This window comes from Pseudomonas sp. FSL R10-0399 (assembly GCF_009600165.1).
Taxonomy (GTDB): Bacteria; Pseudomonadota; Gammaproteobacteria; order Pseudomonadales; family Pseudomonadaceae; genus Aquipseudomonas; species Aquipseudomonas helleri.
The window spans coordinates 18,784-34,574 of the sequence record NZ_WIWK01000017.1; the positions used below are offsets into that span (position 1 = coordinate 18,784).

General features: G+C 59.0%; 14 protein-coding genes. 6 read left to right on the forward strand and 8 right to left on the reverse strand.

Annotated features, from left to right (window positions below; genetic code table 11):
• The first annotated feature begins 160 nt into the window (after positions 1 to 160).
• Complete coding sequence (locus tag GHO41_RS07485) at positions 161 to 2,089, forward strand: transglycosylase SLT domain-containing protein (protein WP_153433306.1); 1,929 nt, start codon at positions 161 to 163, stop codon at positions 2,087 to 2,089.
• Positions 2,090 to 2,170: 81 nt separating this feature from the next.
• Here the strand turns inward: GHO41_RS07485 and GHO41_RS07490 are convergent, their stop codons facing one another.
• From GHO41_RS07490 to yegS, 3 genes are all read right to left on the reverse strand, one after another.
• Positions 2,171 to 2,977, reverse strand: coding sequence for an MOSC domain-containing protein (locus GHO41_RS07490; RefSeq protein ID WP_153433307.1), 807 nt, complete (start codon positions 2,975 to 2,977; stop codon positions 2,171 to 2,173).
• 77 nt (positions 2,978 to 3,054) lie between these two features.
• Entirely contained in the window at positions 3,055 to 3,990 is a 936-nt protein-coding gene (locus GHO41_RS07495; protein WP_153355682.1) for a chemotaxis protein CheV, read from the reverse strand.
• Between the two features lie 116 nt (positions 3,991 to 4,106).
• Positions 4,107 to 5,000 (reverse strand): lipid kinase YegS, encoded by an 894-nt coding sequence (gene yegS / locus GHO41_RS07500; protein WP_153433308.1) that lies wholly within the window; start codon positions 4,998 to 5,000, stop codon positions 4,107 to 4,109.
• Positions 5,001 to 5,174: 174 nt separating this feature from the next.
• On the opposite strand from yegS, the gene GHO41_RS07505 reads away from it, so the two are divergent.
• Positions 5,175 to 6,605, forward strand: a complete 1,431-nt coding sequence (locus tag GHO41_RS07505; RefSeq protein WP_153433309.1) for a mannose-1-phosphate guanylyltransferase/mannose-6-phosphate isomerase — start codon at positions 5,175 to 5,177, stop codon at positions 6,603 to 6,605.
• 1,295 nt (positions 6,606 to 7,900) lie between these two features.
• On the opposite strand, the gene glp is transcribed toward GHO41_RS07505, so the two are convergent.
• Together glp and moaB are read right to left on the reverse strand one after the other, a co-directional pair.
• Positions 7,901 to 9,127, reverse strand: coding sequence for a gephyrin-like molybdotransferase Glp (glp, locus tag GHO41_RS07510; protein WP_371928868.1), 1,227 nt, complete (start codon positions 9,125 to 9,127; stop codon positions 7,901 to 7,903).
• The gene (gene moaB / locus GHO41_RS07515; protein ID WP_048368722.1) at positions 9,111 to 9,650 is read right to left on the reverse strand and encodes a molybdenum cofactor biosynthesis protein B; all 540 of its coding nucleotides are present in this window, start codon (positions 9,648 to 9,650) and stop codon (positions 9,111 to 9,113) included. The genes glp and moaB overlap by 17 nt, the downstream gene beginning before the upstream one ends.
• Positions 9,651 to 9,727: 77 nt before the next feature.
• Here moaB and mobA point away from each other — a divergent pair, with 77 nt between their 5' ends.
• Together mobA and GHO41_RS07525 are read left to right on the forward strand one after the other, a co-directional pair.
• Positions 9,728 to 10,297, forward strand: a complete 570-nt coding sequence (gene mobA / locus GHO41_RS07520) for a molybdenum cofactor guanylyltransferase MobA (protein ID WP_153433311.1) — start codon at positions 9,728 to 9,730, stop codon at positions 10,295 to 10,297.
• A gap of 101 nt (positions 10,298 to 10,398) precedes the next feature.
• On the forward strand, positions 10,399 to 10,620 hold the full coding sequence (locus GHO41_RS07525) for a YgdI/YgdR family lipoprotein (RefSeq protein ID WP_048368724.1): 222 nt from the start codon (positions 10,399 to 10,401) through the stop codon (positions 10,618 to 10,620).
• A 98-nt stretch (positions 10,621 to 10,718) separates the two neighbouring features.
• Here the strand turns inward: GHO41_RS07525 and GHO41_RS07530 are convergent, their stop codons facing one another.
• The 3 genes from GHO41_RS07530 to GHO41_RS07540 form a co-directional block, all read right to left on the reverse strand.
• A complete protein-coding gene (locus GHO41_RS07530) occupies positions 10,719 to 11,996 on the reverse strand; it encodes an OmpP1/FadL family transporter (RefSeq protein ID WP_153433312.1) in 1,278 nt (425 codons plus the stop codon).
• Positions 11,997 to 12,194: 198 nt separating this feature from the next.
• Positions 12,195 to 13,085, reverse strand: a complete 891-nt coding sequence (locus tag GHO41_RS07535; RefSeq protein WP_153433313.1) for a pseudouridine synthase — start codon at positions 13,083 to 13,085, stop codon at positions 12,195 to 12,197.
• 56 nt (positions 13,086 to 13,141) lie between these two features.
• Positions 13,142 to 13,381 carry a glutaredoxin family protein gene (locus GHO41_RS07540; RefSeq protein WP_153433314.1) on the reverse strand — a complete coding sequence of 80 codons (240 nt, stop codon included), beginning with the start codon at positions 13,379 to 13,381 and terminating at the stop codon, positions 13,142 to 13,144.
• Between the two features lie 200 nt (positions 13,382 to 13,581).
• On the opposite strand from GHO41_RS07540, the gene GHO41_RS07545 reads away from it, so the two are divergent.
• Both GHO41_RS07545 and GHO41_RS07550 read left to right on the forward strand, forming a co-directional pair.
• A complete protein-coding gene (locus tag GHO41_RS07545; RefSeq protein ID WP_048368727.1) occupies positions 13,582 to 15,318 on the forward strand; it encodes a monovalent cation:proton antiporter-2 (CPA2) family protein in 1,737 nt (578 codons plus the stop codon).
• Positions 15,319 to 15,476: 158 nt separating this feature from the next.
• Entirely contained in the window at positions 15,477 to 15,791 is a 315-nt protein-coding gene (locus GHO41_RS07550; RefSeq protein ID WP_048368728.1) for a YqjD family protein, read from the forward strand.

Below are 15,791 nucleotides of genomic sequence, written 5' to 3' on the forward strand. Positions count from 1 at the left end.
GGGTATTTCGTGTACGGGCGCGTCTACCGTTCATTTCTGAACAAGATGCACCGGTTAGCCGCCAAGGCTTTCACGGGTTGCCGGCAAAAGGCTAAGCTACGACACAGTCTGTGCAGCCGAGCGCTGCACGTGTCGTGTTTTCAATCTGTACGGAAGCCTCATGCGCAGTCGTCTTTTCAACTTTTTATCCTGTCTGCTGCTCTCTACCTGCGCCGTGCAATCCACGCTGGCTGCAGACCTGACCCAACAACGGCAACTGTACGATGACGCCAAGCGCGCCTTGGCCAAAGGTGACTCCGGCCCTTATTTTCAAAATGCCGCCGCCCTGCGCACGTACCCGCTGACCCCTTACCTGGCCTACGACGAGCTGACCGCACGTCTCAAATCTGCCAGTAACGCCGAAATCGAACAATTTTTGGCCGAGCATGGCGACCTGCCACAGTCCAACTGGATGAGATTGCGCTGGTTGCGCTGGCTGGCCGAGCGTGGCGACTGGGCAACCTTCGTCAAGTATTACGATCCCAAGCTGAATTTCACCGAACTGGACTGCCTCAATGGTCAATACCAGATCAGCCACAACCTCAAGGCTGAGGGCTATGCCAGCGCCGAAAAACTCTGGCTGGTAGGCAAAGCCCAACCTACCGCGTGCGACGCCCTGTTCGGGCAATGGGCCGCCGAAGGCCAGTTGACCGAGCAAAAGCGCTGGCAGCGGGTCAAACTCGCCGCCGAAGCACGCAACTATGCGCTGGCCACCTCGTTGGCCAGCGGGCTGACCACACTGGGCCCGCAAGCCAAGCTGATGATCGCCGTGGCGCAAAAGCCCGACATGCTCAGCCAGCCTTCGGTGTTCCTGCCAGCCAGCGAAGCCATGTCGGATGCAGTCGGCCTGGGCTTGCGTCGCCTCGCCCGCCAGGATCCGGAAAAAGCCGCGTCGCTGCTCGACACCTATTCCAACAACATGCACTTTTCCCGTGACGAAAAAGTGTCAATCGCCCGGGAAATTGGCCTGACATTCGCCCGTCGTTACGACAGCCGCGGCCTGGCCATCATGACCCAGTACGACCCGGAGCTGCGTGACAACACCGTCACCGAATGGCGTCTGCGCCTGCTGTTGCGCCTGGCACGCTGGGAAGACGCGTATCAGTTGACCAAAAAACTGCCGCAAGACCTCGCGACCACTAACCGCTGGCGTTACTGGCAGGCCCGCAGTCTGGAGCTGGCCGAGCCGAAAAATCCGCAAGCGTTGGTGCTGCTCAAAAATGTCGCCAAAGAGCGTGACTTCTACGGCTTCCTGGCTGCCGATCGGGCGCAAACGCCTTACAAGCTCAACAACAAGCCGCTGGTGCTCAGCCCGCAACTGGTCAACAAAGTACGCAACACACCGGGTATTCAGCGTGCCCTGGAGTTCCACGCACGAGGCCAGGTAGTTGATGGTCGTCGTGAGTGGTACTACGTAAGCCGTCACTTCAACCGTGACGAGATGGTCGCCCAGGCCAAACTGGCTTACGACCTGAAGTGGTACTTCCCGGCCATTCGTACCATCAGTCAGGCGCAGTATTGGGACGATCTGGATATTCGCTTCCCGATGGCGCACCGCGACACCCTGGTACGCGAAGCTAAAGTCCGCGGCCTGCATTCAAGCTGGGTATTCGCCATTACCCGTCAGGAAAGCGCCTTTATGGATGACGCCCGCTCCGGCGTGGGCGCCAGCGGCTTGATGCAATTGATGCCCGCCACCGCCAAAGAGACTGCCCGCAAATTCAGCATCCCGCTGGCCTCGCCACAGCAAGTGCTGGACCCGGACAAAAACATCCAGTTGGGCGCCGCCTACTTGAGCCAGGTACACGGCCAGTTCAATGGCAACCGCGTACTCGCTTCAGCGGCCTACAACGCAGGCCCGGGCCGGGTACGTCAGTGGTTGAAGGGCGCGAATCATTTGGGCTTTGACGTGTGGATCGAAAGCATCCCGTTCGACGAAACCCGCCAATATGTGCAGAACGTGTTGTCTTATTCGGTGATCTACGGACAAAAGCTCAACGTGCCACAGCCGCTGGTGGACTGGCATGAGCGGTATTTTGATGATCAATAACTGACGAAACTCCTGTAGCAGCGAGCTCGTCTCGCGATCTTTTTAAGGTCAAAAGATCGCGAGGCAAGCTCGCTCCTGCAGTTATTCCAGAATGGTGACCGGCATGCCGACTTCCAGCACGCCTTCGCTGTCATTCACCAGGTTTTGCCCAAACATCGCGCCACCTTCCTGTTTGCGATAGTTGTTCAAGGTCGCGAACGGCTCACGATTGGCGTCCCGCTCGCCGGTCTGCGGGTCGATCGTGGTGAGGATGCAACGCGAGCACGGCTTGACCACTCGAAACTCAACATCGCCAATGCGGATGCGCTTCCAACCGTCTTCAGCAAACGCTTCGCTGCCTTCAATCACCAGGTTGGGGCGAAAGCGCAGCATCTCCAGCGACCGCCCTACTTTCTGCGAAAGATCATCCAGCGAGGCCTGACCGATCAACAGCAAGGGGTAGCCATCGGCGAATGCCACTTTGTCATCATCCTGCCCGTAGCCCGACTCAGTCATGCGCGCGCGCTCAAGCGGCACATGCACCAGGCGCACCGGCTTATCGATAAAGCCGCTTAACCACTGCGCCGCTTCATCTCCGGCATCCGGCACGCGCAAGGTGTCGCGCCAAATGGTCACACCGCGCAGATTGTCGTCCGGGTCAGGCAACGCCACCTCCAGAGGCGCAAAGCCCTGAGCACTCAAGGTCAGGCCGCCCGCGCCACTCCACAGGGCCGACAGCTGGCTCATTTTTGGCTCTGTGCGCTGCGTCAGGAATCGTCCGCTCGCTTCGTCCACAAGCATCCAGCGTCGATCACCGACCAGCCCCAGCTTGTCCAGTCGGGCTTGCGGCAGGCTTTCGCCTTTGCCGGATTTCAGTGGGAAGCGATACAGCGCACTCAGACGAAGCATGGGTCAGATCCCTGCAAGGTAAAAAAGCCACAGTATAGAAGCCTTCGGGCCTGCAAAGATCCCCCATTGGGACAGGATCAGGCAGGCACTTCGTCCAGCATCAGGCGCTGACGGACGACATCCACCAATTTGTCCGGCTGGAATTTGGAGAGAAAGTTGTCACACCCCACCTTCTTCACCATCGACTCGTTGAAGCTGCCGGACAATGACGTGTGAAGTACCACATACAAACTGCGCAGACGAGGATCGTTACGAATTTCAGTGGTTAAACGGTAACCATCCATTTCTGGCATTTCCGCGTCGGTGAACACCATCAGCAGCTTGTCGGTCATGACCTGCCCGGAGTCAGCCCAGGCCTTGAGCATGTTGAAGGCTTTGAGGCCGTCGCTGGCGACATGCATTTTGATTCCCAACTGCGACAACGTTTCACGCAACTGCGCCAGGGCCACGCTGGAATCATCGACCAGCAGCACTTCACGGCCCCGCGCCCGCTCCAGCACCGGGTCGGCCAGCTTGTCGGGGGAGACTTTGGCGTTGTACGGCACGATCTCGGCCAAGACCTTTTCCACGTCGATGATTTCCACCAGTTGCTCGTCAACCTTGCTGATGGCGGTCAAATAATGGTGGCGTCCGGCGCTGGCGGGCGGCGGCAGGATGGCTTCCCAGTTCATGTTGACGATCCGGTCCACACTGCCCACCAGAAAGGCCTGAATCGAGCGGTTGTACTCGGTGACGATGATCGTGCTGTCGGGCCCCGGAACCACCGGACGCATGCCGATGGCCTGGGAGAGGTCGATGACGGGCAGGGTCTTGCCGCGCAAGTTGATGACCCCGCACACATGCCGATGGCGATGGGGCATCAGGGTCAACTTGGGCAGCTGCAACACTTCTTGCACCTTGAACACGTTGATTGCGAACAACTGCCGCCCTGCAAGACGAAACATCAGAAGTTCCAGTCGGTTTTCACCGACCAACTGTGTGCGCTGGTCTACCGTGTCGAGAATGCCGGCCATTGATATTTCCTGGGCGTGTGTGCGAAAGGTCCTAGGCTATCGACACGACACGTCGATTCTTGACCCTTCCCTACCCTCACACCCTAAAAATAATCGCCAGATGACATCTTTCGCTTTTAAGAACTCAACAGCGGTGAGTTTTGCGGCAAATGCACGCGCAACGCGCCTTTGTGTGCGCTGAAGCGCAAGCTCTCGCCGGTTAGCGGCTCGCCATCCAGGTTAAGCGCCAGCCCTTGCGCGGCCTTGATCTCTACCCATGGCAGGCGCGCCCGGACAAACAGGTTATCCAGCCCCCAGCCACCCGCCATGAGGTTTTTCACCGTACCCACCACCTCTTGTGGCGCGGGCAGGATACTCACGTCCAGCAGGCCATCATCGGCCAATGCCTGCGGGCACAACTCGTGCCCACCGCCCGCTTGGCGGCCATTGCCAATGCCCAACGCCAACAATTGGCCTTGCCACTGAAAATCAGGGCCTTGCAGCTCGGCGTAGGCCGCCTGCAACTCACTGAAACGCGAAAGCCCGGTAAACAGGTAAGCCGCTCCGCCGATGACTTTTTTCAAGTCTTCTGAGGTATTGGCGGTGACCTGGCTACCAAAGCCGCCCGTGGCCATGTTCAAAAAATACTGCCCGCCGACTTCACCCAAATCGATCTGCCGGGCCGGTACGTCCAGCAGCCCCAAGGCCGGGCCGGGTTCCAGCGGCACCCCCGCCGCACGGGCAAAGTCATTGGCCGTGCCCAACGGCAACAGCACCAGGCTGGCGGTGGTCTGCGCCTGCGCCATCGCTTCGGCCACATCACGCAACGTGCCGTCACCGCCACCTGCAATCAACTGGTCGTAACCGGCCTCAAGCGCTTCGCCCACCAAGCGCTGCGCGTCCCCTGCTTCCCACGTGAGGCGCACCGTCAGCTCGCGCCCGCCTGCACGTTGCTGCTCGACAGCGGCCCGAACGTCTTCGTTCATGGCTTGCTTGCCGTGCAAAATCAAAAATGCCTTTCCTGCACTCATGCCGCATCTCCTGGTCAGTCCGTAGGGTTGGACAACAACCGATCAAGAAAGGCCCAACGCAAGCGGTTTATTTGCAAAAAAACCTTTCAGGGCCGTCAACGGGTCGATCAAACCGCCAGAACCCGTCAGACTTCACCCCCCAACCGCAGCCCATTGCCTCTGGAGGCGTTCTGAATGAGCCCACTCATTCCCTGCATCATCGCCGGTGGCGCGGGCACCCGACTGTGGCCGGTGTCGCGTGAAGCCATGCCCAAGCCCTTTATGCGCCTGCCCGATGGCCAGAGCCTGCTGCAAAAGACCTTTCAACGCGCCACCGGCCTGCCGGACGTGCACCAATTGCTGACCGTGACCAACCGCGACGTGTATTTCCGTACGCTTGACGAGTATCGCCAGCACCCGGCGGACGACGTTGCGCTGGACTTCATCCTTGAGCCTTTGGGCCGCAACACCGCACCCGCCATCGCCGCTGCCGCGCTGCACGTTGCCCAACGATACGGCGCAGATGCGCATCTGCTGGTGCTGCCGGCCGATCACTTGATCAGCGACATCGCGGCCTTCCAGCAGGCCGTCGACAGTGCCCGGCAGTTGGCCGATCAAGGCTGGCTGGTGACGTTCGGCATTCAGCCCACCAGGGCCGAGACAGGGTTTGGCTACATCGAAAAAGGCGACGGGTGCGCCGTGGCGCGCTTTGTCGAAAAACCGGATGCGGCCACCGCCCAGCAGTACCTGGAGGGCGGCCAGCACCTGTGGAACAGCGGAATGTTCTGCATGCGCGTCGACAGTCTGCTGCAAGAGCTTGCGCAACATGCCCCGCAGATCCTCCAGGCAGTAAGCCTGTGCCTTGAGCACAGCCCGGTATTTGCAGGCCCGCAGCAATGTCAGCGCGAACTCGACAGCCAGACCTTCGCCCAGGCGGCCGATATTTCCATCGACTACGCGCTGATGGAACACTCGAAAAAAGTCGCCGTGGTGCCCTGCCAACTCGGCTGGAGTGACATCGGCAGTTGGCAGGCAGTACGTGAATTGAGCCCCGCCGATGCCGATGGCAACCAGTGCACCGGGCAAACCGTGCTGCACGATGTACAAGGTTGTTACATCGACTCGCCTAGGCGTTTGGTCGGCGGGGTGGGCCTCAAGGATTTGATCATCATCGACACCGCCGATGCGCTGCTGGTGGCCGATGCGACCCGCAGCCAGGACGTTAAATACATCGCCCAGGCGCTCAAGCAACAAGGTCACGATACGTATCGCCTGCACCGCAGCGTGACACGGCCCTGGGGCAGCTACACCGTGCTGGAAGAAGGCCCCGGGTTCAAACTCAAACGCATCGTGGTCAACCCGCAAGGCGCCTTGTCATTGCAGATGCACCGCCATCGCAGCGAACACTGGATCGTCGTCAGCGGCACCGCGCAGGTGACCAATGGCGACCAGCAGTTTGTGCTGGGCAGCAATGAGTCGACGTACATCAAAGCCGGCCGCGCGCACCGTCTGGTGAATCCAACCGACGTTGAGTTGGTGATGATCGAAGTGCAATGCGGGGACTACGTAGGGGAAGACGACATCGTGCGTTTCAATGACGTGTATGGGCGCACAGAAACGCCGTAAACGCGGAGCTGCCGCCCGATCTTTGACGCCGCGCTGAGGCGCGTAAAACAGGCCACTGTAGTCGCTGACGAGGTACGAAGGCTGCGATCGGCTGCGTGCAGCCGTAAAACCATCCAATTCGGGATTCTTGGGTACATATCCATTGCTGCGGCAACGGCCACTTAGGGTTCCGGCCTTACGCCGTGGGCCCGCCGCGATCGGCCATCCCTGGCCGTGTCGCGGCTAACCCGGCGTCCTGCCGGGTTAGCCACTACGCAACACCTGCGTTCGGCCAGCGTGGTTTAACGGGGCCTCTCAGATCAAAAGCCAGATCAAGATCAAAAGATCGCGAGGCAAGCTCGCTCCTACAGAGCCTTTAGAATCAATCACTTATTTTATGTTTGATAAGAGGGGCCACCACGTCTTCGACGCCGCGCTGTCGCGCAGCAAACAGGCCTCCGAGTATCTTCAGCATCCCCCAATCGGTTCCCTCTCCTTCGGGAGTGGGCTAGGGTGAGGGGCTCTTAGACCAAGATCAAAAGATCGCGAGCAAGCTCGCTCCTACAGGGCCTGTAGAATCAATCACTTATTTTATGTTTGATAGGAGGGGCCGCCCCGTCTTCGACGCCGCGCTGTCGCGCATCAAACAGAACACTGTAGTCGCTGACGAGGTACGAAGGCTGCGATCGGCTGCGTGCAGCCGTAAAACCATCCACTTCGGGATTCTTGGGTACATATCCATTGCTGCTGCAACGGCCACTTAGGGTTCCGCCCTTACGGCGCGTCACTTTGAAAGCGCAAAGTAACCAAACGCTTTTTGCCCCAACCCCTCGGTGCCTCGCTGAGGCTCAGCATGCCCTCACCACAGGCCTTGCTCCGTGGGCCCGCCGCGATCGGCCATCCCTGGCCGTGTCGCGGCTAACCCGGCGTCCTGCCGGGTTACCCACTGCGCAAAACCTGCGTTCGGCCAGCGTGGTTTAACGGGGCCTCTCAGATCAAAAGCCAGATCAAGATCAAAAGATCGCGAGGCAAGCTCGCTCCTACAGAGCCTTTAGAATCAATCACTTATTTTATGTTTGATAAGAGGGGCCACCACGTCTTCGACGCCGCGCTGTCGCGCAGTAAACAGGCCACCAAGTATCTTCAGCATCCCCCAATCGGCTCCCTCTCCTTCGGGAGAGGGCTAGGGTGAGGGGCTCTTAGACCAAGATCAAAAGATCGCGAGCAAGCTCGCTCCTACAGGGCCTTTAGAATCAATCACTTATTTTATTTTTGATAGGAGCTGCCGCAGGCTGCGGCAGCTCCAGGTTTGCGGGTTAGCCCAACACTTCGCTGAGCGGGATAAAGCCGACCCCGTCGCCTTCGGCCAGTGTGCTGCCTTCAAGCACTTCCACCAGCCCATCGGCCCAGGCAGCGCTGCGTAAAACGCCTGAGCTCTGATTTTTGTAAATGATTGCCCGGCCTTGATCCAGCCGGCCACGCAGGTATTCGCGACGATTACCCGGCTTGGCCCAGACAAACCCGGCTGGCACTTGAAACTTCAACGGCGCAACGTCTTGTACGCCTTGACGGCGCAATAAGTAAGGCCGGGCCAGCAATGCAAAGGTCACCAGGGTCGAGGCCGGGTTACCCGGCAAGCCAATCACGGGCACACCGCGAAAATGCCCAAAGGTCAGGGGCTTTCCGGGTTTGATCGCCAGTTTCCACAGGGCCAGTTCGCCTTCTTCACGCAGGGCTATCCCGAGAAAGTCCGCCTCGCCCACCGAGACCCCACCCGTGGACAAGATCAGGTCAACCGCGCCCAGCTCCGCCAAACGTTTTCGGGTGGCAGGCAGTTCGTCAGGCAAGATCCCGGCGTCGACCACCTCACACCCCATGCGCTTTAACCAACTGCACAGCACCACGCGGTTGCTGTTGTAGATCTGCCCCGGCCCCAACGGCTGGCCCGGCTCGATCAGTTCGTCACCGGTCGACAGCACCGCCACTTTGACCCGGCGGATTACCTTGAGCGTGGCGCAGCCCAGAGACGCCGCCAAGCCCTGCTCGATCGGCCCCAGCCGGGTACCGGCAAGCAGTACGGTTTCGCCCACGGTGGTTTCCTGCCCTTGAGGACGAATGTTCTGCCCCACGGTCAGCGCCTCAGTGAACAACACCCGTTCATCGGCCTGGACCTGAGCGTTTTCCTGCATTTCGACGCAATCGGCGCCCTGTGGAACCGGCGCGCCGGTGAAGATCCGTGCGCAGGTGCCCGGCGTCAACGGCTCAGGCGCTTGCCCGGCAAAAATCCGCTGACTGACAGGCAGCGGTTCGCCCGACCAGTCAGCCAGGTTGAGTGCGTAACCGTCCATGGCACTGTTGGGCCACGGCGGCAAATCAAGGCTTGCCACCAGGTCATCGGCCAGCACCCGCCCGTCACTGTCGGCCAGCAGCACTGACTCGCTGTCACGAATCGGCGCCGCCTCGGCCAGCGCCAGCATTTGCGCCAGCGCGACTTCAACGGGCATTAACTCGCCCGTGCGCCCCGGCTTACCCACGGGTTTCACAGGCCGGTGCCTGCTTCAAGTGCGCGACAAAGTTGCAAGGCCGGTGACGGGCATCGAGCTGCTCGGCCAATATGCCGTCCCAACCGGTACGCACCGCATTGGTCGAACCCGGCAGGCAGCACACCAGCGTGCCGTTGGCCAAACCGGCCAAGGCGCGTGATTGCACGGTCGAGGTACCGATGTCGGCCACGGAGATCTGGCGGAACAATTCGCCAAAACCATCGACCTGCTTGTCCAGCAAGCAGCTCACCGCCTCTGGCGTGCTGTCACGGGCGGTAAAGCCGGTGCCGCCGGTGATCAACACCACTTGCACTTCATCATCGGCAATCCAGGTCGCCACTTGGGCACGAATTTTATACAGGTCGTCCTTGAGCAATACCCGCGCCGCCAAATGGTGCCCGGCCTCGCTCAGACGATCGACAAAGACTTGCCCGGACGTGTCAGTTTCGAGGGTCCGGGTATCGCTGACGGTTAACACCGCAATGTTCAAAGGAACGAAAGGAGCATCAACTTTGGCTTTCATAGACGGGGTCCGGTTGTAGGAAAAACAGGTGGGTGTTATATCACGCCCTTATTCGCCAGACGGAGCGTAGCCCATTCATGCAGCCGTTTCAGAGTTCGATTTTGCTTCTGGCCGGAGGCCGGGGCCAGCGTATGGGTGGCCAGGACAAAGGCCTGGTTTTGTGGCGCGGGCAGCCGCTGATTGCTTATGTGCAGCAAGCGGCGCGCGCGCTGACCGATGACTTGATCATTTCCTGCAATCGCAACCACGACCGCTACGCCGCCTATGCCGACCAGTTGGTGAGCGATGGCAATGATGACTTCGACGGGCCGCTGGCGGGCATTCGGGCGGGCCTGGCGGCGGCTCGGCATTCACACCTGCTGGTGCTGCCGTGCGATGTGCCCAGGGTCAATGGCGAGCTGCTCGGCACGCTGCTTGCGGCCGCCGCCCGTGCGCCGGACACACCGCACATGGTGCGTCAGGGTGAATACTGGGAGCCGTTGTTTTGTGTGATCCCGACGGCATTGGCACCGGCATTCGAAGCAGCCTGGCACACGGGCGAACGCAGCCCGCGAAAAATCATGCTCCAGCTCAATGCACAGCCCGTACAATGCCCCGAAAATGATTCACGGTTAAGCAACTTCAACACTGCTGACTTACTGATATAAGCTAACGCGCTGTTCTTGTGGCTAACCACGGAACTTGAGAGCGATGTATACGTCTCAAGGACAGTGATTAATAACAGCACCCCTATTTGTTGGAGATAGACATGACTCATCGGACTCTGGCCGCTCTTATGCTCACTGCAGGCCTGGCCGCCCTTGCTGGTTGCTCCTCGCCAAGCGTGATCACACTCAATGATGGCCGTGAAATCCAGACAGTCGACGCCCCTAAGTACGACTCGTCGTCGGGCTTTTACCAGTTCAAACAATTGGACGGTAAAGAAACCCGCATCAACAAAGACCAGGTTCGTACCGTTAAAGAACTGTAAGCCTTCGGGTTTATGCGCTGAAAAACAAAACCCGCCAAGTGCGGGTTTTGTTTTTTGACGCATCTGTAAAAAACTTGGCTGTTGCTGAGACTGCGCGATCAGAAGCGATACGTCACCGAGCCACCAAAGCCATTGGCGCTGTTCTCATACTTGGCGTCGTAGGTCAGGCCCAGCGCGGGCTGGCTGTCATGAACCTTGATCGGCTGTTCCTTGAGGTAGGAATAGGCAACGTCGAAAGTCAGGTTATCCACGGGTGTCCAACCGGCACCGATGCTGAATACAGTCCGGTCTCCCGTAGGAATCCGTACCGAGCGATCGGTGTTGTTGGTGGGGGTCTGGTCCAGCGTTAAACCGGTGCGCAATACCAACTGCTTATTGACCCGATACGCCGCACCGATGGCATGCGACCACGTGTCATGCCAGTTCTGCACCTCGGTGATGGAGGCCAGTTCGCTGCTTCCGTCGGACACGCCGGAGTTGTTGACAGTGATTTTCTTCAACTGGCTCCAGCGGGTGTAGGTACTGCCCGCATAAAGGGTCCAGTCATCGTTGAGTTGATGAGTGACCGAGAAGTCCACCGACGACGGCGTGGTGATGTTCAGCTTGGCGCCGTAACGCTGCGGCCCTCCGTCCACCAGATCAGAGAGCAGGCCCGAGGCGTTGGTGTGGCCGCTCAGGTGGTAAACCACCTGCGAGTGATAGGTCACACCGAAGCGGGTGCTGTCCAGCGCCTGTACCAACAGCCCGGCGTTAAAACCGATGGCGTTGTCGTCGCCCTTGATCTTGACGGTTTCATTGCCCAGGCCAAACGCCGGCACTTTGGAGTCCAGCTCGCCAGTGAGACGGTTGAACGTCGGCCCGAAACCTACCGAGACTTTATCGTTAAAGGCATAGCTGACCGTCGGCTGGGTAGTGATGACTTGCACTTTGCTTTTGCTGCCAAAGCCGTTGCCCTGGAAGCTGCTCTCATAGTCAGTCACCAGGCCGAACGGGGCATAAACGCCCAGACCAAAGGCCCAGTGCTCGTCAATCGGGGTGACCAGGTAGCCGAACGGCACGCCAATGCCGGGTACCATGTCGCCTTTGTTGGTGCCCGGGTTATCGGCGCCAAACTGCGTAGAGCTGGCGTCCTTGATGGTGGATTTTGCATCAAGGTAGGTGGCGCCAACGCTGACTTCGTTTTGCTTGAGGCGGGACATCCCGGCGGGGTTGCCATACACGGTGCTGGCATCGTCGGCAGAAGAGGAGCGCCCGGCAAAACCGGTTCCCATCCCGCTGACACTTTGTTCGTTGAGGGCAAAACCACCGGCGAGCAGTTGAGTCGAGGCAACAGCAACAGAGAGCGCCAAAGCGCTTTTGAGCATTTTTTTATTCATTATTAGAACTCGAATGAGTGGACAGCGCTGAGGAAGCTACCAATCTTCGAGGAGGCAGTTTATGAAGAGTTTTTCATGTTTGTTTTTGTCCGACAATCCGGGCATTTTCAGCGACTTTGGCTAGTTTTTCGGCCCTCATCAAGACCCTTGAGCCCTAATCTGACTGCCCGGTTTTGTCTGGTTTTTCGCGACGTTCAATTACCAGTCGAGTTGGATACGGCTCTCGAAAAAACGCTCTTCGCCGGTCAGCGGGTCGGCAAAACGCAAGCCCTGCGCCAGCAGCTTCAGGGGCTTGGCGTAGTCATCCACAGCGTCCTTGATGACCTCGGGATAAAACGGATCGTTGCAGATCCCTGCCCCCAGCGCTGCCATGTGCACGCGCAACTGGTGTTTTTTGCCCGTGACCGGGTACAGCGCATAACGCCACAGATCGCCGTTTTTCTCACACACTTCGACACGGGTTTCGGTATTACTGGCGCCCGGCCCTTCTTGCATGCGGAAGAACGGTTCTCCCTCCACCAGACGGCTTTTGTGCACGCGCGGCAATTCCAGATCTGGCAAGGCCCGGGCAATGGCTTCGTAGCGTTTTTCAATGTTGCGTGTAGGGAATAACGACTGATATGCCGAACGACTGGCCGGGTTCGCAGAAAACAACACCAAGCCCGCCGTGTGCCGGTCGATCCGGTGCAACGGCACCAGATTGGGGTTGTCCAGCGTGCGGATCAAACGGCGCAGCAAGGTTTGCTCGACGTATTCGCCTGCCGGGGTCACGGGCAGAAAGTGCGGCTTGTCTGCCACCACCAAATGCTCGTCGGCATACAAAATGGTTTCTTGCACCGGAATCGGCGTTTCGTTAGGTACTTCGCGAAAATAATGAATGCGCAGGCCTTCTTTGTACGCCAACTGCGGGCTGATCGGCACGCCGTAGGCGTCCAGGACCCGGCCACGGGCGATTCGATCCAGCCATTGCTCACGGCTGATGGCTCGAAAGTGCTCGCACAAACAGTCGAGTACCGTCGGCCATTGCCCCGGTGGCAAGTACAAGGTGCTGGCTTGATGCTCGGCGGCGTTGAAAAGCTGGGTCGACATAAAAAACTCTGAGCAAGAAAAGCAGCCCGCGATTATCGCGCACAGTGCGCCACAAGCTACAGCAGAAAGTGGACCACCTGGTCAATGTCAAACGGCCAGTCCAGTTCAGCGCCAGTGTCGACCCGACGCAACACGGGGATGCGCAAGCCGTAGGCCTCAACCGTTTCTTCACTGCTGGCAATATCAACCAGCTCAACCAGCCAGCAGTCTTCATACACCAACGGCATCAAGACGCCTTCAGCCACTTCGCACAGATGGCAACCCACGGTGCCGAGCAACTGACATTCGGGAAGCATGATCATTAACCTGTGTGGGGTGGGCATTTAGTTTAGGAGCCTTGTCCGGGCACGTCGACCCGCCTGTCGGCAGCGCTTGTGCAGCAAAGCTGATCAGAGCAATCGCTTTACACCGCTGCTTACGACTACGCTACGTACTGGCGTGCTCTTGTGGCCCATACAGAGTGCTCAGCTAGAAAAATGAGTTAAGGAAGCGCTTAGTGTTTGCCAATTTGTTAATCATCCTCGCCTCGTCATTGGTGGTCATTGCCCTGTTTCGTCGCCTGAAACTGCCACCGGTGCTGGGTTATTTGTGCGTCGGCCTGTTCATCGGCCCAACGGCGCTGAACTGGGTCAATAACAGCCCGGACCTGCCGGACCTCGCCGAGTTGGGGGTGGTGTTTTTGCTGTTCTCGCTAGGGCTGGAGTTCTCACTGCCCAAAATGCTCAAGCTGCGCCGCGTGGTCTTTGGGCTCGGCAGCCTGCAAGTCATCTGCACCGCCGTGGTCCTGGGCGGTTTGCTGCTTGCCTTTGGCATGTCAGCCAGCAGCGCCTTTTTGCTGGGCGCAGGCCTGGCCCTGTCTTCCACGGCCATCGTCAGCAAAGAGCTGACCAGCCTGGGGGAAATTTTCAGCCCCCACGGCCAGAACGCGATTGGCGTGTTGCTGTTCCAGGATGTGGTGGCCGTATTGCTGCTGACGCTGGTACCGGTGTTTGCCGGCAGCAGCGATCAAGCTTGGTATTGGGCGCTGCCGATCACCTTGGGCAAGACCATCATCCTGTTTGTCGGCCTGCTCATCACCAGCCGCTTCGTACTGCCGCGCCTGTTTCATGAAGTGGCGGCCTCACGTTCTGCCGAACTGTTTGTATTGCTGGCCCTGGTGATCGTGCTGGTCACGGCCTGGTTGACCCACCTGCTGGGGTTGTCCCCGGCGCTCGGCGCGTTCCTGGCGGGCATGTTGCTGGGTGAAAGCCATTACCGGCATCAGATCGAGGCCGACATCCGGCCTTTTCGCGACATTCTGCTGGGGCTGTTTTTCGTCAGTATCGGCATGCTCATCGACCTGCAATTGTTCCTGCACCACGGCTTTTTGATTGTCGGCCTCACCTTGGCGCTGATGCTGATCAAAGGCGCAGTTGTGGCGACGCTGGTCAAGTTGCGCGGCAGCGACGGCGAGACCGCTTGGCGCAGCGGCCTGGCATTGGCCCAAGGCGGTGAGTTCTGTTTCGCGCTAATGGCACAAATGCAGCTCAACGCGCTGATCCCGTCGCAATACGCCCCTTACTTGTTGGCCGCTACGTTCTGTTCCATGTTGCTCACGCCTCTATTGCTGCGCGCCGCCCCTCGCATCGCCGCCAGCTTGCATCACACCTCGAACGAAGAAGCCGAGCTGGAAAAAATCACCGAGCAAAGTGCCGAGCTGCAAGGGCATGTGGTGATCTGCGGCTTTGGCCGGGTCGGCCAGTCCATCGGGCGCTTCCTGCACCGTGAAAATCAGGACTTTATCGCCCTGGACTACGACCCGGATCAGATCCAGAAGGCCAACAAAACTGAAAGCACTGTGCATTACGGCGACGCCCGCCGTGGCGATTTGTTGCGGGCGGTGGGCCTTGATCGTGCCCGCTTGCTGGTGATTGCCGTGGACAACACCGAAATCGCCATGAGCGTGCTGAAAGAGGCCCGTCTCATCACCATTGCAGTGCCGATTCTGGTCAGAACCCGCGACGACAGTCGGCTTACCGAGCTCAAGGCCGCCGGCGCCACCGAAGTGGTGCCCGAATTGCTCGAGTCCAGCTTGATGCTGGCATCACACGCCCTGATATTGCTGGGGCTGCCTGAAAGAACCGTACGCCACCGCGTCGATGAAGTGCGGCATAACCGCTATCACTTGTTGGAAGGTTGTTTTGAGAGCAGCGAGCCACTGGACACGCCGGGTTTTCCCCGCGACGACGAATGATTTAAGGTAAGGTTTGCTTCCGCTCGGGGTTAAGCCGTCTAGTCTGAGTGTTCCAGGGCACCAGCAGGTCAGCGCATTGATCTGATGTGAAGAAAAGTAGTGAACCTTCAGCGAATGCCTACACTCGAACCATCAAGAAGCCACACACGGAGTTAATCATGGCCCGCATAACAGCAAAGAATGCTCAAGAAATCCTCAAAGCCGATCTCCAGACGCTGGTCAACGACGCAGAACGCCTGCTGGAACACAGCGCTGCGCTGGCAGGTGATCAGGCCGATGAGCTGCGCGACAAGATCAAGCTGAGCCTGGACAAGGCGCGTGCCTCGCTGGAAGACACCAAAGAGTCCTTGCACGAGCGCGGTGAAGCCGCGGTGACGGCTGCCGAAGACTATGTACAGAGCAACCCGTGGCAATCGGTCGGCATTGCTGCCGGGGTCGGCTTTTTGATTGGCCTGCTGGCCACCCGGCGCTGA